The organism is Flavobacterium sp., from assembly GCF_032153895.1.
GTDB lineage: Bacteria > Bacteroidota > Bacteroidia > Flavobacteriales > Flavobacteriaceae > Flavobacterium.
This window is the reverse complement of sequence record NZ_JALDYN010000003.1, coordinates 25,699-45,882: the sequence shown is the minus strand read 5'-3', so window position 1 is coordinate 45,882 and position 20,184 is coordinate 25,699. Positions and strand designations below refer to the sequence as shown.

At 39.7% G+C, this 20,184-nt stretch carries 10 protein-coding genes and 1 tRNA gene; 5 read left to right on the top strand and 6 right to left on the bottom strand.

Features of this window, described 5'->3' with window-relative positions; all coding sequences use genetic code 11:
* The first annotated feature begins 136 nt into the window (after positions 1-136).
* Together RUH60_RS02235 and RUH60_RS02230 are read left to right on the top strand one after the other, a co-directional pair.
* Positions 137-2,866 carry a reprolysin-like metallopeptidase gene (locus RUH60_RS02235; RefSeq protein ID WP_313804782.1) on the top strand — a complete coding sequence of 910 codons (2,730 nt, stop codon included), beginning with the start codon at positions 137-139 and terminating at the stop codon, positions 2,864-2,866.
* A gap of 127 nt (positions 2,867-2,993) precedes the next feature.
* Complete coding sequence (locus RUH60_RS02230) at positions 2,994-5,684, top strand: reprolysin-like metallopeptidase (protein WP_313804779.1); 2,691 nt, start codon at positions 2,994-2,996, stop codon at positions 5,682-5,684.
* Between the two features lie 46 nt (positions 5,685-5,730).
* Here RUH60_RS02230 and RUH60_RS02225 read toward each other — a convergent pair whose 3' ends face one another.
* From RUH60_RS02225 to RUH60_RS02210, 4 genes are all read right to left on the bottom strand, one after another.
* The gene (locus RUH60_RS02225; RefSeq protein WP_313804776.1) at positions 5,731-6,276 is read right to left on the bottom strand and encodes a hypothetical protein; all 546 of its coding nucleotides are present in this window, start codon (positions 6,274-6,276) and stop codon (positions 5,731-5,733) included.
* A 37-nt stretch (positions 6,277-6,313) separates the two neighbouring features.
* On the bottom strand, positions 6,314-6,940 hold the full coding sequence (gene pth, locus RUH60_RS02220; protein WP_313804773.1) for an aminoacyl-tRNA hydrolase: 627 nt from the start codon (positions 6,938-6,940) through the stop codon (positions 6,314-6,316).
* A gap of 256 nt (positions 6,941-7,196) precedes the next feature.
* A complete protein-coding gene (locus tag RUH60_RS02215; protein WP_313804770.1) occupies positions 7,197-7,805 on the bottom strand; it encodes a 50S ribosomal protein L25/general stress protein Ctc in 609 nt (202 codons plus the stop codon).
* Between the two features lie 29 nt (positions 7,806-7,834).
* Positions 7,835-8,776, bottom strand: a complete 942-nt coding sequence (locus RUH60_RS02210) for a ribose-phosphate pyrophosphokinase (RefSeq protein ID WP_313804766.1) — start codon at positions 8,774-8,776, stop codon at positions 7,835-7,837.
* A 230-nt stretch (positions 8,777-9,006) separates the two neighbouring features.
* Between RUH60_RS02210 and RUH60_RS02205 the strand changes: the two genes are divergently transcribed.
* The 3 genes from RUH60_RS02205 (at position 9,007) to RUH60_RS02195 (ending at position 11,266) form a co-directional block, all read left to right on the top strand.
* A tRNA-Leu gene (locus RUH60_RS02205) sits at positions 9,007-9,086 on the top strand.
* 107 nt (positions 9,087-9,193) lie between these two features.
* Complete coding sequence (gene bioB, locus RUH60_RS02200) at positions 9,194-10,291, top strand: biotin synthase BioB (RefSeq protein ID WP_313804763.1); 1,098 nt, start codon at positions 9,194-9,196, stop codon at positions 10,289-10,291.
* Positions 10,292-10,405: 114 nt separating this feature from the next.
* The gene (locus RUH60_RS02195) at positions 10,406-11,266 is read left to right on the top strand and encodes a cupin-like domain-containing protein (RefSeq protein WP_313804760.1); all 861 of its coding nucleotides are present in this window, start codon (positions 10,406-10,408) and stop codon (positions 11,264-11,266) included.
* A 50-nt stretch (positions 11,267-11,316) separates the two neighbouring features.
* Here the strand turns inward: RUH60_RS02195 and RUH60_RS02190 are convergent, their stop codons facing one another.
* On the bottom strand, positions 11,317-15,372 hold the full coding sequence (locus tag RUH60_RS02190) for a reprolysin-like metallopeptidase (protein ID WP_313804757.1): 4,056 nt from the start codon (positions 15,370-15,372) through the stop codon (positions 11,317-11,319).
* 132 nt (positions 15,373-15,504) lie between these two features.
* The gene (locus RUH60_RS02185; protein ID WP_313804754.1) at positions 15,505-20,088 is read right to left on the bottom strand and encodes a lamin tail domain-containing protein; all 4,584 of its coding nucleotides are present in this window, start codon (positions 20,086-20,088) and stop codon (positions 15,505-15,507) included.
* Between the last annotated feature and the right edge of the window lie 96 nt (positions 20,089-20,184).

Below are 20,184 nucleotides of genomic sequence, written 5' to 3'. Positions count from 1 at the left end.
GGGCAAAGATAGTTATAGTTTAATAAAATAGGCCATCTTTAAAAAATTAACACATCAATGTTATTTTGTTAATTCCGCAAATTTTCAAAAAAGAAACCGTAAATTTGTTAATCTAACATAACAAACAATGCTAAAAATGAAAAAATCAATACTTTTAACCTTAGCAGCTTCTTTTGTAATATCCACAGGATATTCACAAACGGGCAATCTTTGGAAAGCTTCTGAAGGAGAAATCAGAGAAGTTTCTAAAAATGCGCAAAGAGAAAGTTTTCCTTCTGAATTTAAGCTGTATGATTTAAACCTTGCTTCTTTAAAGCAGACGCTATCTTCAGCTCAAAACAAAGGAGAAGTTATCATTTCCTTACCCAACACAGAAGGAAAGATGGAACGATTCAGAATGACCGAACATTCTAACTTCGATGCAGAATTACAAGCACAATATCCAGAAATTCGTTCATATGCCGGAGTAGGAATTGACGACAAATATGCACAAGTTCGATTAAGCATTGACCCTAGAGGAATCCAAACAATGGTTTTTCGTGCTGGAAAAAGAAATGAGTTTATGGAGCCCTACTCTGCAGACGGGAAAACTTATGCAGTTTTCAACTCAAACAGGAACAAAGGACATCTTCCATTCACTTGTTCGACAGAAGATCATGCAGTTGCATCAGATTTGGCCGATAAATTAAATTCTAATGAGCGCTCTAGTGTTCCGCAATTAAAAACATTTCGTTTAGCTTTGTCGTGTAACGGAGAGTATGCCAATTATTTTGGCGCTACAAGTGCTGCGCAATCAGGCTTAGTCTTAGCTGCATTCAATGCCACAATGACTCGTGTAAATGGAGTTTTTGAGAAAGACTTTGCAATCCACATGAATATTGTAGCTCAGACTACCAATGTTATTTATTACACCCCAGCAACGGATCCTTATACCACTATAGCAAATTGGAACGTTCAATTACAAAACACATTAAGCGCTAATTTAACTGGAACTGGAACTCCGTTAGCAACTAACAATGCCGCGTATGACATTGGTCACATGTTTGGTTCAACTGGTGGCGGTGGAAGTGCAGGTTGTATTGGATGTGTTTGCGTTAATGATACTGCCTCAACTACAGACACGAACAAAGGAGCAGGAAAAACTTCACCAGCTGATGGTGTTCCCGCTGGAGATACTTTTGATATCGATTATGTAGCACACGAAATGGGACATCAATTTGGAGCTAATCATACATTTTCACACGGTCTTGAGCCATATAATGTAAATGTAGAACCTGGATCCGGATCAACTATTATGGGATATGCAGGTATTACCAGTTACAACGTTCAGATGAACTCAGATGATTATTTTCATGCGGTGAGTATCGCACAAGTTCAGTCGAATATGACTACTAAAACATGCCAGACAGATACAGCTATAACCCATGGCACTCCAGTTGTTAACGCTGGGGCGAATTACACAATTCCGATGAGCACTCCTTTTATGTTAACTGGATCTGCAACCGACTCAGGAGGCAACCCACTAGTTTACTGCTGGGAGCAGATAGACAGTGCCTTTAGCGATACTGGTGCCCAAAGTGTTGCCTCTCCAACTAAAATTGATGGTCCTAACTGGAGATCTTTTGATCCAACCCCATCCCCTACAAGAGTATTCCCAACAATGAGTGCAATCTTAAATGGTCAAGTAACTTCAATAGGTCCTGGAGGAATTGTAGTAGAAGCTTTAAGTTCTGTTGCAAGAACACTAAACTTCCGTTTAACAGCTAGAGACAATATTGTTGGCGGAGGACAAACCAATTTTGACGATATGGTTGTAACAGTTGATGCTACAAGAGGCCCTCTAACTGTAACTTCTCAAAACACTCCATTACAATCATGGACTCCAGGCTCATCGCAGACTATCACATGGAATGTAAACAACACAAACACAAGTACTGGAGGAAGCACTGTAGACATTTTATTGTCAACTGATGGTGGATTAACTTTCCCAACTGTCTTAGTAGCAGGAACGGCAAATGATGGTTCACAATCAATCACTGTACCTAACGTAACTGCCCAAAAAGCTCGTGTTATGGTAAAAGCAAGCGGGAACATTTTCTTTAATGTTAACACTCAAAGTATCGCTATTGGATATACAGTAACTGCTAACTGTGCAACATATTCAAACAACACAGTATTACCGGTACCGGACGGTGTTGCAAACAACACCCCAGGTGCAGTTGTAAACAAAACGCTAAACGTTCCTGTAGCCGGTGAAATTAGCGACGTTAATGTCACAGTTGCAGCAACTCACACTTATACTTGGGATATGGTTGTAGTTTTAAGTCATCCGGACGGAACTCAAGCAGCACTATGGAATAGAAATTGCAACAACCCTTCAACAGGTTTCAATATTTTGTTTAACGATGGTGCTCCCGCTATAGTATGCGTTCCGGGTGGTAGCGTTACTGGAACCTATTCCCCAGCCGCAGCATTATCACAATACAACGGAAAAGCTTCAAACGGAACATGGGCATTATTAGCTGCAGATTTTTGGGCTGGAGACACGGGATCATTAGGCAACTGGCAACTTGAGGTATGTACACTATCCTATACTTTAAGCTCTGAAGATTTTGGTTTAGAGAATTTTACCATCTATCCAAATCCAAATAATGGAAACTTTAATGTTCAGTTCAACTCGGTTTCAGGAAATGAAATAAAGATTGGTGTTCACGACATGAGAGGTCGTTTAGTTTTTGAAAATTCCTATCAAAATACCGGAGCCATCAATCAGAATGTTCAATTAAACAATGTTCAATCTGGAATTTACATAGTAACTGTCCAAGATGGAGAACATAAAGAAGTAAAGAAAATAGTTATTGAATAACTATTTTCTAACTTTAATTTTAAAGCGTCTAGAGTTCTAGACGCTTTTTTTTAATAAAAAATAATTAATTTGTTAATTATTTAATAATAAACATTACTTTAGCGCGATAACTTATCAAACTAAAAAAATGAAAAAAATTTTACTCACTTTGTCTATGACCTTCCTGACCGTGGCAGGTTATAGTCAGTCCAGTCTTTGGACAAAAACAACAAAAGAGCGAGTTGGTACGCTTGAAAAATTCGAAAGAGCCACACAGCCCAACCAATTTGAGCTTTTTCACCTTAACTTCAATCAGTTAAAAAATCAGTTGGTTAATGCTCCTTTAGATTTATCAGGTGAAGTTTCAAGTGTTAATGTAATGTTTCCTGACTACACCGGAAAACTATCAAATTACGCAATCTATGAAGCTCCTGTAATGGAAAAAGGGTTAGCAGACCAATACCCAGACATTAAATCTTATGTTGGAAAAGGTCTTGACGATAAATCAGCAACCATTCGTTTTAGTGTTACAAGTTTCGGACTTCATGTTATGATGACTTCAGGAGAAGCAGGAACCTACTATATAGACACTTACACAAAAGACTTAAACAACTATATCATATATAGTAGAAAAGATTTAAACAAACCTTCAGGTTTTTCTTGTCATCTAGACGCTTCTGAAAGTGAAACCACTGACAAACACACAGAAACACATGCCAGAGCAACAGATGGGGTTTTTAGACAATACCGCCTTGCAATGGCTTGTACTGTTGAGTACGCAACTTTTCATGTTAATGCATCACCCCAGACAGAGGCGAACGATGCAGAGAAAATTGCAACAGTATTAGCTGCTATGAACGTGACTATGACACGTGTTAATGGAATTTACGAAAGAGACATGTCGTTGCGCATGAATTTAGTAGCAAACAACAACACAGTCATCTTTGTAAACACCGATAGTTTTGATAATGATAACGCTGGTACTTTAATTAATCAGAGTCAAACTGTTATTAATGGTGCCATTGGAAATGCAAATTATGATATCGGACACACAGTAAGTACTGGCGGTGGCGGACTAGCTGGTCTTGGAGTAGTTTGTGTTACCGGACAAAAAGCTCGAGGAATTACAGGCTCACCTTCACCTGTTGGAGACCCTTACGATATTGACTATGTTGCTCACGAAATCGGACACCAATTTGGAGGCCCTCACACTTTTAGTTCAAATGACGATACAACAGGAAATTGCGACGCTGGAAATGTAAGTTCAGCAAATGCTGTTGAGCCAGGAAGTGGTTCAACAATTATGGCTTATGCAGGAATTTGTGAAGAAAATGTTCAGTCAAATTCAGACTCATACTTTCACGCAGTAAGTATCGCAAGCATGAATGCACACATGATAGGAACAGGAAACTGTGCTCCTCAAGCGGCCAATGGTAATAACGCTCCTGTTATTTCACCATTATCAAATTACACTATCCCAAGAGGTACTGCCTTTGTTTTAACTGGTAGTGCAACTGATGCTAATGCGGGCGCTGCTTTAACTTACTGTTGGGAACAAACAAATGCAGTAGCAGGGACTAATTTTCCTACAGCCGCACAAACTACTGGTCCAGTATACCGATCTTTCAGCCCTACTTCATCTCCAAGTCGTTATTTTCCTAGATTTGCAGATGTTTTAAGCGGAAATTTAACTCCGACTTGGGAAGTAACTCCGAATGTAGGCAGAACACTTAATTTCGCATTAACAGTAAGAGACAATCAAACTCCAACAGGAGGACAGACAGCCAGAGCAAATATGACAGTTACTACTGTTGCAGCAGCGGGTCCTTTTGCGGTAACTGCTCCAGCAGCAGGTGCTTCATGGAATACTAACAGCTCCCAAAATATCATGTGGAATGTTGCAGGAACTACTGCAAACGGGATCAATACTGCAAACGTAAACATCTTATTATCAACTGATAATGGCGTAACTTTCAACATGTTGCTAGCCAACACACCTAATGATGGAAACCAGATGGTAACTATGCCTTCAACTGCCGCTCCTTTTTGTAGAATTATGGTACAAGCGGTAGGCAATGTTTATTACGCTATAACTTCTAGTTTTTCAATAGGGTATACTGTTTCTACAACTTGTAACACCTATACAAACAGCACGCCTCTTTCTGTACCTGACGGAACAGGAGCAAACGTGTATGGAGCTGTTGTAACTAACACAATCAATGTTCCTAATACAGGAACTATTTCTCAGGCTAGAATAGGATTAAATGTAGCACACACCTATCCTCAAGACCTACAAATTGCAATAAATCATCCGGATGCTACTCAAGTTATGGTTTGGAATAGAGCTTGTGCAGGAAACGACAACTTCAATATCACTCTTGCTGATGGATCTCCAGCTTTTTCATGTGTAGCAAATATGACTGGTACTTTTGCTCCTTCAACACCACTTAGCGTTTTAAATGGTAAAGTTGCGAACGGTGTTTGGACATTATTAACTAGAGATGGATATAATGGTGACACAGGAAGCATAAACTCATGGTTTGTAGAAGTTTGTACACAAACAATTACCTTAAACACCGAAAACTTTGGATTAGAAAACTTCAGTATCTATCCTAACCCGAACAACGGAAACTTTACAGTTCAATTTGATTCTAAGAGTGGAAACGATGTTAAAATTGGTATTCATGACATCAGAGGTCGTTTAGTATTCGACAAGTCGTACCAAAACACAGGTGTTTTCAATCAGAACATTCAATTGAATAGTGTTGAATCTGGTGTGTATATGGTTACTGTTCAAGATGGAGACAGAAAAGAAGTAAAGAAAATCGTTATTAAATAACATAATTCTTTTAAAATTTTAAACGCCCCAAATGGGGCGTTTTTATTTATCTATTTTTAGTTTGAATACTATTAATTATTTGCGGGACTTCAGTAATTGTAAACTGCAAATTAAAATCTAACACATCGTTACTCTTAACCAAATCAAAAGTACCTTCTTTTACAAAATAAAGACCGGTATAGCCCTTACAATAACAAAATCTTCCAAACAACATTTTTGTTGTTTTTAATTCACTATTAGTTAATTTAAGAGCGGTGGATGTATTGTTGATTTCAAAAATAACCATTTCCCTATAAGACCCATCCTGTACTCCTTCGGGAACATCTCTTTTATATTCAAAAACCACGACAGAGGTATTAAAATTATCTATTAGTTCATAACGTAATTTTCCGATACCATCTGTTTTTAGAACTAACTCTTTATTGTTTTCAATACGTAAAGTACATTTACCATCATCAGGACAAGAAGAAACCAATTGAGAAACCACCAATTCAGTTGTATTAGTTCCTTCTTTTTTTAGATTAGCAGAAGGCTGAGTACACTTGCAATAACTGAAAAGAACAGTTAAGGGCAAAATAAAAAAATATCTCATAAACTAAGTTTTAATAAATATAGCAAAAAACAGACCATTATTTACCATTAAATTCACTCATAGTATTTCCTAGCCCAGCCAAAGCGAGAGAATTAATTGCCGAAATTGCTACATCCATGCGTTCCGGAAGCTTTGTTTTTTCCTCTTCATCCCAATCCCCTAATACGTAGTCGACTTGTCTGCCTTTTTTGAAATCGTCGCTAATACCAAAACGGAAACGCGGATAATCGGCTGAATTTAGAACCAGCTGAATGTTTTTTAAGCCATTGTGACCGCCATCGCTGCCTTTAGGTTTAATACGAAGAGTTCCGAAAGGTAAGTTCAAATCATCGGTGATAACTAAAACGTTTTCTTTGGCGATTTTTTCCTTTTCCATCCAGTATTGAACCGCCTTACCGCTCAAATTCATGTAAGTATTGGGTTTAAGAAGGATTAGAGTACGCCCTTTCACTTTGTATTCCGCAACCGAACCTAGTTTTGCAGTTTCAAAATTAAGGCCTTCCTTTTTCGCCAGATGATCTAAGATTTTAAAGCCGATGTTGTGACGCGTGTTCACATATTCCTCACCGATATTACCTAGACCTACTATTAAGAATTTTTTACTCACGTCGTTACTGTTTTGTTGGGAATTTTCTTTTTTGAAGATGCTTGAAAGCCATTTCATAGCGCAAAAATACAATAATTTGAAAATTCACTAATTTGGAACTTTGAAAATGTTTACAAAAAGTAAAAACCGATGGCTAAATAGCCCCGATGGTAGTGGTATCCTTTTTGGAGGCTGAGGCTCTCGAAGTCTCCAAAAAGATTTAACGAACAGCGGGAATTGCCATCACTGATAAATCCTAAACCAATCGCTTAAAATAAGAATAAAAAAAGTCCCGATAAAAACCGGGACTCTTTGATATGGATGGGATTGAAAATTATTTTTTCTTTCCTTTTGCTCCTTTTTCTGCTTTTGCAGCTTCCTGAGCAGCTTTCATCGCCGCACGAGAAATCTTCACCTGACAGATAACTGTATTGTCCGGTTGTAACAATTTGAAGTTGTTAGTAGGGATTTTTGTGATGTACAATTTGTTACCCATTTCTAACTCAGTGATGTCTGCTTCTACGAAGTCAGGTAAGTTTGCTGGTAAAGCTCTTACTTTTAATTTACGTTGGTTTAAACGTAAAACACCACCAGCCATAACTCCTTTAGAGTTACCGATAACTTTTACAGGAACTTCCATAGTGATTTCCTTTTTAGGATCTAACTGGTAGAAGTCGATGTGTAAAATTTTGTCTGAAACTGGGTCAAACTGGATATCCTGAAGGATAGCCTCGTAGTTTTTTCCACCTGCCAATTCAACTGCAACAGTGTGTACGTTTGGAGTGTAAACTAAACCTTTAAAGCTTTTCTCTTCTGCAATAAAGTGTACTGGTTGATCTCCTCCGTATAACACGCAAGGAACCATTCCAGCATTACGTGCCGCTTTCGTTGCCGATTTGCCCACGCTTTCTCTTTCAGATCCTTTGATCGTAATTGATTTCATAGTGAAATATTTAAATAATTAATAAAATTCTACATTAAAAACTTCCCGCTAATCGAGTTGTTGTTTTGTACCATGTGCATTACTTCTGCAAATAATGGCGCGCAAGATACAACTTTTATTTTAGATGTCTCTTTTTTCAACGGAATCGAATCAGTTACAATTAATTCCTGAATTTGAGAATTCTCAATTTTTTCATAAGCCCCGCCCGATAAAATCGCGTGAGTACAAATCGCACGTACACTCAAAGCGCCTCGCTCCATCATCATATCAGCCGCTTTAGCCAAGGTTCCTCCGGTGTCGATCATATCGTCTACCAAAATCACATTACGTCCGCGTACGTCTCCGATCAACTCCATCGTATCGATTACATTTGCTGCTTTACGCTGCTTGTAACAGATTACTACATCGGATTCTAAAAACTTCGAATATGCATAGGCTCTTTTCGAACCGCCCATATCCGGTGATGCAATCGTTAGGTTTTCCAAATTCAGACTTCTTACATACGGCAAGAAAATCGTTGAAGCAAACAAATGGTCTACCGGTTTTTCGAAGAACCCCTGAATCTGATCGGCGTGTAAATCCATCGTCATGATTCGGGTTGCTCCTGCGGATTCCAATAGTTTGGCTACCAATTTGGCTCCTATCGGAACTCTCGGTTTGTCTTTTCTGTCCTGACGTGCCCATCCGAAATAAGGAATTACCGCGGTAATGTGTCTGGCTGAAGCTCTTTTCGCAGCGTCGATCATTAACAGAAGTTCCATTAAATTATCGGCACTTGGAAAAGTCGAACACACTAAAAAAACGCGCAATCCACGGATTGACTCTTCAAAAGACGGTTGAAACTCCCCGTCACTATATTTTGAGAACGTTACCTTGCCCAGCTCCACACCGTAGTGCTTTGCAATCTTCTCAGCAAGATAGGTACTTTGTGAACATGCAAAAATTTTTGCTTCCGGTTCCATGTACGACATCTTAATTCGTTGTTATTATTCCGCTGCGCTCCATACAGTTCGGCTTTAAAAATCTTCTAAAGCTTCATATATGTAAATGCCTCGGGTGTAGTTAGTTGAGTGTTGTGTTGCTTAACGCGGTGCAAATTTAGAAATTAAATTCAACTCTGAAAGCAATTTTTTCTTTTATTTTTTGATTATATCTCGAATTTTTAGTTACATTTGTACCCACAATTCACAAGATACTGTATGCCGCGGTGGCGGAATTGGTAGACGCGCACGACTCAAACTCGTGTACTTAGGTGTGTGGGTTCGATTCCCACCCGCGGTACAAAACCTCTCAGCAATGAGAGGTTTTTTTGTTTACAACACTTCACAACTTAAATTTTTTACTTCATTACTAATTCCCTATTTTTGAACCGAACAAACTAATGAAGCATGAGTATACCAACAAGACACAACTGGACCAAGGAAGAAATCATCGCGATATACAACAAACCTTTAATGGATTTGCTTTTCGAAGCAGCATCTATCCATAGAGTAAACCACGACCCGAATGTGGTTCAGGTTTCCACTTTATTATCAATTAAAACTGGCGGTTGCCCGGAAGATTGCGGATATTGCCCTCAGGCTGCCCGTTATCATACCGGCGTAGAAGGCAATGATTTGATGTCAGTTTCTCAGGTAAAAGCTCAAGCTTTGCGTGCAAAATCCAGCGGTTCTTCCCGCGTTTGTATGGGTGCTGCCTGGAGAAACGTAAAAGATGGACCAGAATTTGATCAGGTTTTAGAAATGGTTCGCACCATCAACAAATTAGACATGGAAGTTTGTTGTACCTTAGGAATGCTAACCGAGAACCAAGCTGCCCGTTTAGCCGAAGCCGGATTGTACGCTTACAACCACAATTTAGACACTTCCGAAGAATATTATAAAGAAGTGATTTCCACAAGAGGTTTTGAAGACCGTTTGCAAACCATCGAAAACGTACGCAAAACGAATGTTACCGTTTGTAGCGGCGGAATCATCGGAATGGGTGAAAGCATCGAAGACCGCGCAGGCATGTTGGTAGCTTTATCGACTTTGAATCCACAACCGGAATCAGTGCCGATTAATGCTTTGGTTGCGGTAGAAGGAACGCCAATGGAAGACGAAAAACCAGTTGAAATCTGGGAAATGATTCGTATGGTAGCCACAACCAGAATCGTAATGCCGGAAACGCAAGTACGTTTGTCTGCTGGAAGAACGCAAATGTCAAGAGAAGGACAAGCAATGTGTTTCTTTGCCGGAGCGAATTCGATTTTCGCCGGAGACAAATTACTAACAACTCCGAATCCGGATGTAAACGAAGACATGAAAATGTTTGAAATGTTAGGCTTAAATCCTCAGAAACCATTCATTAAGAAAATGCAGCCGGAAACCGTGGAAGCATCAGATTCTCAATTTGAGGCATTGGGCGAAAAACCAAAATGGTCGCGTCCAGGCCACAGCATCGAAAGAAACCTGGAAGCACAAGCCAAAGGAAAAGAATGCTGTTAATTTTAACATTTCTGTAGGATAAATTATATTTACGATAACGTTAAGCTTTCATAACTTTGCTCTCAGTCATCTTTCTGAGAGCATTTTTTTTGTAATCAATTTTAATCGCCATTCATGAAGTTACAATTGACCGAAATCGAACGCGTAAAAACCATTTCCAAAGCGGATTTTTACAACCACTACGTAAAAAAGCAACGTCCGGTAGTTATCGAAGAATTAACGAAAGACTGGCCAGCTTACGACAAGTGGAAATTAAACTACATTAAAGAAATTGCCGGCGAGAAAACGGTTCCGCTGTATGACGACCGACCGGTTTCGCACAAAGATGGTTTCAACGAAGCCCATGCCGAAATGAAGATGAGCGATTACATCGACTTGTTACAATCCAAACCCACCAATTACCGTATCTTTCTATACAACTTGATGAATCAGGTGCCGCAATTGAAACACGATTTCAAATGGCCTGATATTGGTTTGCGATTGGTTAAACAGTTACCGATGCTTTTCTTTGGCGGTGAGAATTCGAAAGTGTTCATGCATTATGACATCGATTATTCGAATATTCTGCATTTTCACTTCCACGGAAAAAAACAATGTGTTTTGTTTGCTCCAAATCAGACGAAATATTTATACAAAGTACCGCATGCTTTAATTTCCAGAGAAGACATCGATTTCGACAACCCCGATTTTGAAAAATGGCCGGCCTTGCAACACGCCAAAGGTTTCATCTGTAATTTAAATCACGGGGAAATGTTGTACATGCCGGAAGGCTATTGGCACTATATGAAGTATCTCACTCCCGGTTTTTCAATGAGTTTACGGGCTTTTCCGAGACGAATCGGTAATTTATCCAAAGCAGCTTACAATGTTTTCGTAATGCGCCATTTCGACGGTTTGATGCGCCGCTGGAAAGGCCAATCGTGGATTGATTACAAAAACGAACAGGCGATTGTACAGACGCATAAGAATATTTAGCAAAAAGAAAAGCCTCGAAAACTCGAGGCTTTAACTTTAAATTTTTTTTACTAGTAAATTACTTTTTTACTTACTTCAGCGCCATTCTCTAATACAACTCTCACAATATAAGTTGATTTCGAAATTGCAATATTACTAACAACCACACTTGTGGCTGCTACATTATTTTTTTCAATCACTAAACGACCTAATAAGTCATAAACGGAAACCGATTGAATCCCATTTTCAGCAGACGTAACCTGGATTCCGTTGTTGGTGTAAACCTGCACCGTGTTTGCATTATCCTCAATATCCGGATTGCTTAAGGTTTGATTGGTAAAACGAAGCAAGAAACGACTGTTGAATGTTCCGGTCTGAGTTGAAAAGTTGTAATCGGATTGCTTTAAATCGTGAACTACATTCAAAGTTAAATCTTCCAGATAAACGGATTGATATTCAAAAACGCCTTCCAAAGCTGCTATGGCTATTGTATAGTTCGTATTAAGCTCTGAGCGGTATCCCAAAGGAACCACATCATTTTCGTCAAAAGCTCCTCTTCCTTGAATTTTGAATTGTCCGGCATCTATCATTGAATAAAAAGCTGCCGAAGTATTGGTTCTTGTATATTCTCCGTCATAGCCATAATCTACACCTTGAGTCGCTTCTGGGAAGAAACCAACCAACTGCTGACTAAACGCCTGCCCTCCATCTGTCATATTCAACCACAATCTGTTCTTAGACTCTGATACAGTACTCGAGGTTCTGTAAAAATTTGTATTAGCATAGGATGCACTTCGCATGGCATTATTGAACACCACATTACCATTTGCCGAAGCGTCAACTTCAAACCCCTGGCCGGATGCAATATATCTTGTTGGTTGAGAAGTATTTCCGGTTCCTGTAGCAGAAGTAGCAGTACCTCCCGACAAATTATAATACGCAAAATCATTTGCGCTGTATGATGAACCGCTTATATTACCAACATGCGTCCAAAAATAAAGAGTTCCCGATATAATTCCGACATTAGCCACAATAAAATCGTCTGCAAAAATTGCCGATGGATACGGATTCCCGATTAAATTAAAATCATCATTATTTTTTGTATTGTCTAAACTTAACGTTACCGGAATGTTGACAATCCCATTGTTTACGCTTCCATTAAAAACTACATTCTCCTGACGTGGAAAAACACCGGATGAATTTATCATGGCCGCATAACCAAGCCCTGATTGCATTGTATGGGCTTGTGGCGTGAATATCCAGGCATCACCATTGTCGTCATGCGAATCGTTGTTGTCATCTCTGAAATTAGCCGCGTTCAAACGGAATACATTACTTTGCTGCCAAGCCGACAAAGCACTACCAATAGTACTATTTGCCACTGGCGATGACCAAAAAGTATAATCGTAGCGATCGGATGAAGCCGATATTTTACGAATCAAGGTAGTTCCGTTATTGATAACCGTACCGGCATTGTTTACCATAACCAAAGATCCTGTATTGGCAACATCTAATGTCCCGCCTACATTCACGGTCAAATCATTTACAATGGTAATATTTGAATTATTACCAACCAATACGGTTGCAGCATTGTTGATTGTCAAACTACAACATGTCAAATTCCCGTTACTCAACGTCGAATAATTTCCGTTAATGACCGCCGCAGTATTCTTGCTCGGTACACCGTTAGACCATGATGACCCATTCCAAGTTGAAGATAATGCTCCGCAAACCACCGGTAGTTCTGTAAAACTTTGTGAGCAGATGGTTAAAGTATAGGAATTAACAGTACCTGTATCGGCTACTCCTAAATCGCGAATACCAATCAGCCAGTTCCCCTGCGGATTCATTCCATTATAGACCGATAATGCCTGAGCCGGCAAATACGTTCCATTAATTGGAGAAGCACATACCATGGCTATTCCCTGATCATCAAAAAGGACGTTCATGTTGTCATTAGCACCACAACTACGATTAAAAACATCTATTTGATTGGAAGCCGATGGATCCAGCAAAGCAACTTGTAAGTCAGAAACGTAAGTGTGATTTAAGTTCACTCGCAAATTCACATCGGAAATCGCTGCTGTAGTCGGCACATTAATTGCTCTCACGGTATAAGCAGCATTGTTATCCGGAATCGCAAAAGCCGTATTATAAGTGTAATTGTTGCAAGTAGTCGTAATTGAATAGCCAATAGCAAAAGGCATGGTGTTAATCGCATAATAATCATTACCCGTTGGTTCAATTAGCAAACGGCAATTGGTTGAAAGCAAATCAGGAACCGTAATACTTTGCGAGCCATCATTTGGTGTATTTGACAACAAAGTGATGGGGAAGGTCAAGCCACCATCTACAGAAAGCAAAATATTAACGTTCGCAGAACCTGTCAATGCTGTTGTATTGTTTACCAACCAGTTAATCGTTTGTGTACTTCCGATAGCCCAGCTAATTCCAGAAGTAGCCTGAGACGTTACCGAAAATGGCCCATAAGCATTGTCAAAAAACACGGTCATGTTATCACTTTCATTACAAGCACCTCCGGCACGATTGTCGCGTACCGTAAATCTAAAATTCAGTGTTCGGTCAACGCCAGGTACAATTTCCCACATGTTCCCTCCTACACCATTAGCAACGTGATCCGTTAAATTAGGAAAACGACGCATCGGGCTTGAAGAAGGTGTAAACGAGCGAAAGTTTGGCCCTGCCGTTTTAGTAGTGTTTGGATAAGTCGTAGTAGCATCACCAATATCCATCTGTTCCCAGCAATAGGTTAACGAAGCCAATCCGTCTGCATCTGTACCGATTCCGGTTAGTTTAAAAGCTGTTCCGATGGGGAAGGTTTTATCGGCTCCCGCGTTGGCAGTAGGCACCGCATTTCCTGTAGCAATCAAGGTTGGACAGGCTTTTCCTTTAATATTGTTGGTAACCTGCTGAATACTTATTGCATGAAAATAAGCATCACTATGTGCCTGTACATCGGTTGCTCCGGTAATTCCGGCATAGCCCATAATGGTACTTCCGCTTCCGGGTTCTAATTGCGCTACAGCAACTTGTGTGGAATGGGTAAAGGTGTGGTTGGCTCCAAACTGATGTCCCAATTCATGCGCCACATAATCGATATCGAAAAAATCGCCTTGAGGAATTCCGTCAGCCGGCGAGGTATAACCACTTCCTTTTTGTCCGTTAACGCAAACGCAGCCAATACAGCCCGCATTCCCACCACCACCCGATGCACCGAAAAGGTGTCCGACATCATAATTGGCTTCTCCGATAACTGAGGTTAAGGTGTTTTGCAATTCGGCATTCCAGGCGCCACCTGAGCCGGCAGCAGCATCCGAATAAGGGTCTGTTCCTGCATTGGTATACACCACATTGACATTGGTTCCGATAAGGATTAAACGGACATTAAAATCATTTTCAAAAACCCCATTAACACGAGTGACTGTCGCATTGATGGCAGCCATGGCTCCTGCAACAGTTCCGCCGTGAAATGCTGTATATTCTCCCGTACATGACATTGCCAAACGGGAACGACGCAACTGAGAATCGTCCGCATTGTTTAAAATGCCTCTTTGAAGTACTTGCTCGGTAATTTCAGCTTCTTCTGTTGAACACAAAAATGGCAATTCGCGCGTAGCATCCTTTCGGTTAAAAACAATGTATTGAGAATTATCTTGTACAAGTGGGTCAATAATCGTTGTTCCCTTATCGGCAGTTCTAATGATTGCGCTAAACCCTTTTTCATCCGACATACTAAAACGGATTGTCGTAGTCGGATTCGCAACACTTACGCCAGAATACGAACGAATATTTGGAAATTGCGCTTGCAATTCAGGCTCCATCACGGAAGCTTCCGTTATTTTGAAAATTTCCAGATTTCCCGTTTCATTAGGAATGCTTAGTGTGGTGGTTGCTTGGCTATTACGAGATGCGTTTTTTAATACATACTCTTGTAAAGACTTAGAATTTAAAGCAAAGGTTTTGAATGCTTTTGGGAATTCTTTTAGTAGCAGTTTCTCCTTTTTTTGATTTGGAGACAGTTGGGTGGCTGTCCAAAACGATTTCTCCTGAGCACATAGAGAAACCGCTGTTAATTGCACTAAGGCAATCAGCAGGATTTTTTTCATTTTTAGTTTTAGTTAGTTCCTGCAATATTATTTTATTTCTAACAATTTCACAATGATTTGTGTTAAAAAAATAAAAATAAAAAAGCGTCAGAAACTCATCCTGACGCTTTTTTAAAATTATTCTGATATTTCTTAGTAAAGTATCTTTTTCGTTACTTCAACACCATTCTCTAAAATCACTTTTACAATATAAGCCGATTTAGAAATGGCAACAGAAGTAAGAACTGTACTTGTTGCTGCTACATTTTTCTTTTCTGCCACCAAACGACCTAAAACATCATAAACCGCAACGGATTGAATCATCTCTTTAGTAGAAACAACATTGATTCCTTCGTTGGCATAAATGTTTACGGCAGCCACACTATTTTCAATTTCTTCATTGTCCAGTGTTTGGTTCGTGTAACGCAATACAAAACGATTGTTTACAAAACCTGCTGTCTCCAGGGTGAAGAAGTACGGGTTCGCTTTCAAATCGTGGATGATGTTCAACTGTAAATCTTCAAGATAAATAGCCTGCCCTTCCGCAAACAATCCGTCTAAAGCGCTTAATCCGATCGAGTACGTACCGGCAGCCGGCACTTTAATCCCTACCGGAACACGGTCTTGATTGTCAAACGGTAATGCTCTACCCTGAATCGACATTCTTTCGTTGTTGATCGTGGAGAAAATCGCCATTCCGTTACCTAGAGCGTTGGTCACCGCATCATACAATCTGTCTTTTTCATAAGTTGCATTGGATACATAACCTACCAAAGTTCTTGTTGAATTGTTATTAGTATTGGCCAAATCCAACCAAATTCTGTGGTGTTCAATTGTTCCTTGAGTACTTTTTGATGCATTTGCAGTCTGTCTGTAAAACTGCTCGTTATTGTGCGAAATGTTACGTAACGAGTTGTTGAATGTAACCGTTTCAGATGCAGCTATACCATCGTTCATGTTTACCATAAAACTCTGACCCGCTGCGATAAATCCGTTAAATCCTAATGGACCACTAACTGTTCCGGTTCCGTTATACACGATATAATCATCAACAGTATAGTTGAAAACATAGTTATTATAAACCGGATCACCAATTGAAGTCGCAGGTGATGTTCCATGTGTCCAAACGCGAACAGACCCTTCAATATTGGCGTTCAAATTCAAGAAATCTAACACATTAATTGCAGACGGATACGGATTTCCAACTAAATTCCAGTTGTCATCTTTATTGGTAATGGTAACGCCATTGGTACCGATAAAATCTGTTCCTGTGTAATTTGCTCTTGCGATGGTTGGCTGAACCACTCCGTTACGAGGCACTCCCGTAAACGTTCTGTTGAAAATATTACGCATGATATAGCCAACACCTGGTGCCATAGCTGTATTTCTGGCTAAAATCCAGAAGCCCCAACCCGTATTAGGATTGGCAAAAACCGGATCCCAACGGTAAATCAAACCTGTAGCTGGTGTAGTTGCGCCATTAACTGGTGATGACCAATATACGTAATCCAAGTTATTACCTGTGGTAATTCTTTCGTAGGAAATGTTTCCGGTGTTTACCCCTGAATCGTCAACCTGAACCAAAGAACCGTCATCCCATACGTGCAATGTACCGTTTACCGTTAAATTATACTGAATCTCTACATAATCATTCGCACGAATATCTAATCTGAACGTTGGGTTTACTACCAAACTACAACATGAGAAATCTCCGTGCGTTGCAGTGTCATAATTTCCATTAATGGTTGCTGTTTTGGTTGCATCCGGAACTCCGTTAGACCAAACTGTTCCATTCCAAACTGTAGCTCCGTCTTTAATAATCGCCGCTTCAGTAGCTGTAAAACAAGTAGCTGTATTTTCTCTGATTTGACAATAATATTGATGGTTATTCAATCCGCTTGTCGATGAAATATTCAAAGCAGTAGAAGTAGCTCCACTATAAACACCTCCATTAGATACTGCTGTCCATCCTGCATTTCCTGGCACATTTACATACCATTGATATACTAAGGTTAGACCACCAGCAACACCCTCAGTACCCGACACGGTTAACGTAGCCGAATTAGAAGGACATCCAATATTTACATCTACAGGGTTAAGGGTAACAGAAGGGCTATCTCCATTACTAGGCGGTAAAACCAATCCTGCACTTGGTTCACAAACACCAGGACCTAAAGGAGTTATACTCCAATCTGCAGCAACATAAGTAGTTCTAGCACTCAATGCTCCTGCGTTTCTAACCATATAATATCCTTTGTCAGTAACATAGGTGTGAACATCGTCAATTACAACTGTTCCTGCTGCATTTCTTAATTGAATCCCATCATCTTCGTTAAAACCGTTATCAATAGTTCCATTTGTAGATGCAGGTCCGCAACTAGCAGGAGAAACTTTTAATATCCCTAAAGCTCCAGAAGCAATTGTTCCCGTCAAATTAGCATAATCACTGTAAGCGCCTCCATAAGTTCCGGCTCTCCAAACACTATAGTTAGTTAAATCAACTGTAGCTCCTGTACCATTATAAATTGTAATGAATCCACCAGAACCTGTATATTCATCGTGTATGTCATATATAATCAAATCTGTTGTCACGGCTGTTCCTTCACATGAGGAATTATCATCTGTAATAACTGTAAAAGAAGAATACGACAAATCGCATCCACCTGCATCCAGAATTGTTATGTTCCCTGTTGTAGCATTAGCAGGAACAGTAGCCTCAATAACTGAATTCGAAACCAAGGTAAAAGCAGCAGAATACGCCCCAAAACTAACGGAAGTAGCAGTTGTAAATCCACTACCATTAATCGTTACAACAGTTCCCACCGGTCCTGAAGTTGGCGCAATTGAAGATACGGAAGTTGTGGGTGTACAAGAAACCACCACTTCAACAGTATAATCTTCAGTTGAACCATAGGTAAAAGTCCCACACGGCGAAATTGAACCTGAGCTTCCTCCTTCTTCCTGAACAATTCTCATTCTATATAAACCTAATGGTTGTCCAGCCGGCACACTCACTGTAAAATCCTGAATAACATTCCCACCGGATACTGCAACAGCAGCTGTTCCGATAGTTTCGTTGGCATCATTAAAATCACCGTCGTTATTCCAGTCAATCCAAACACCACCAGCCCCATCGTATTGAGGTCCTCCGTTACAATCTCCAAATTCTACAGATAAAGTATACGAACCGCCAACCTCTAAATCGGCACTCATGGCTGTGTAATTATTCACGCCCGTTGTACAAACATTAGCAGTATTGTTTGAGATTGTTGTGGTTTCTCCAACCAATGTTACATTCTCTATTTCGGAATCAATACTATTTGTCGCACCAGAGGCACAATATACCATTGTTGGTGTACAGTTAACCGTTACTCCATTAGACCATATTAAGCCATTGCGGGTAAATATTTTGTAATAATATGTTGTTCCGTTTGTTAAACCTGTAACTGTAACACTAGTTCCGGTTCCTTTATATACGGTAAATCCACCATCAAACGCAGTTCCTGAACCAAAAACCGTATTCGCGGTATAAGCACCTCCGTTTCCTGTAGGCACTGCAGCTGTGAAAGGTGTCGTACTTACAAAAACCAGCACATTATCACTACATCCCGTTGGTGTTGTCCAGTTTACGGTAGTTTCACCGTTCTGACAGGTAGCAGTAGCTGCCCCCGTAACATTATTTGGCGTTGCTCCAACAAATGTATGAGTTCCACTAGCAAAAGCTGTTCCTGATTTATTCCCTGAAACAAAAGTTAAATCAGCCGTGGCAATTGCACTCACAGTTAAGTCATTCCCAACCGTAGCGGCGCAAGGAATATCTGTTGTGATGAAAAAATAACCCGTAGTTCCGTTATTAATTGTTCTGGTAAAACCTGTAAAAGTATGCGACCCTGGCCCTAATGTGGCTGTTTCATTATCTAATGTTGTATCTGTCCCGCTATTAAACGTTGCATCCGCAGAATACCACAATTTAAAGTTAGTGATATTGGATGCTGCATAGGAACCCGATGTGTTGAAAACTACATTATTTAATGTTGCATCAGCCAGAGTAATCGATAAATTAAAAGCATAAATAACATTATTTGTTGTGGCTTGTGTAATGTTTGAATTTCCTACAGCTGGATTGGATGAATTTAAAACAATGTTTGGTGGCGTTACACTTCCACAAGTCGCAGAATGGATTCCAAGATCTGAAACAGTATCAATACTAAAAACATCCCATTCTGTCGTAAGTGTTACAAAAGCACCTGCGCCAGTACCTGAAGGATTCACTGTTATCCCTCCACATACATTGGTTTTTCTCCTTAATGTCCTATCTAAGGTTGAATATCCAGTCCCAGTCCATGCTGTTCCAGGGTCATTCCCAATTCTTCCAAAAATATCAACATTAGCATTTGTTGATATTTTAAATAATGCAAGTGCATCATCACCATTAAAATTCACTGCCGCATTGTTAATCCCTGCAAAAAGGGTAGATCCTGAATTCTTATAAACAATAACTTGACCATCAGCTAAAGTTCCAGCTAACAAAACATCATTAGTAGGTGCTCCAGCTCCATTTGCATACAATCTTAATCTATAATCAGAAAGATTAACCGAAACCCCTGTTCCGTTATAAATCTCAATATACTTTTCATTCCCTGAACCTTCAACATATTCAGAAATAAACAAATCAGTTGCCTGTCCCCAGCCAACAACTGAGAATAATAATGATAAAATAAGTAATTTAAATTTCATACGAATTTGGGTGTTTTTTGTGAAATTTCTTATATTTATACCCCGTTTTCTACCACTTCAGAAAAAAACGGGCGACAAAGGTACAACTTTTTAACA

Excerpts from the sequence above, each read along its gene's own strand:
- RUH60_RS02210 (WP_313804766.1), bottom strand. The coding sequence starts at position 8,776 with ATGTCGTACATGGAACCGGAAGCAAAAATTTTTGCATGTTCACAAAGT.
- bioB (WP_313804763.1), top strand. The coding sequence starts at position 9,194 with ATGAGTATACCAACAAGACACAACTGGACCAAGGAAGAAATCATCGCG.
- RUH60_RS02195 (WP_313804760.1), top strand. The coding sequence starts at position 10,406 with ATGAAGTTACAATTGACCGAAATCGAACGCGTAAAAACCATTTCCAAA.
- RUH60_RS02185 (WP_313804754.1), bottom strand. The coding sequence starts at position 20,088 with ATGAAATTTAAATTACTTATTTTATCATTATTATTCTCAGTTGTTGGC.
- RUH60_RS02215 (WP_313804770.1), bottom strand. The coding sequence starts at position 7,805 with ATGAAATCAATTACGATCAAAGGATCTGAAAGAGAAAGCGTGGGCAAA.
- RUH60_RS02225 (WP_313804776.1), bottom strand. The coding sequence starts at position 6,276 with ATGAGATATTTTTTTATTTTGCCCTTAACTGTTCTTTTCAGTTATTGC.
- RUH60_RS02190 (WP_313804757.1), bottom strand. The coding sequence starts at position 15,372 with ATGAAAAAAATCCTGCTGATTGCCTTAGTGCAATTAACAGCGGTTTCT.
- RUH60_RS02230 (WP_313804779.1), top strand. The coding sequence starts at position 2,994 with ATGAAAAAAATTTTACTCACTTTGTCTATGACCTTCCTGACCGTGGCA.
- RUH60_RS02235 (WP_313804782.1), top strand. The coding sequence starts at position 137 with ATGAAAAAATCAATACTTTTAACCTTAGCAGCTTCTTTTGTAATATCC.
- pth (WP_313804773.1), bottom strand. The coding sequence starts at position 6,940 with ATGAAATGGCTTTCAAGCATCTTCAAAAAAGAAAATTCCCAACAAAAC.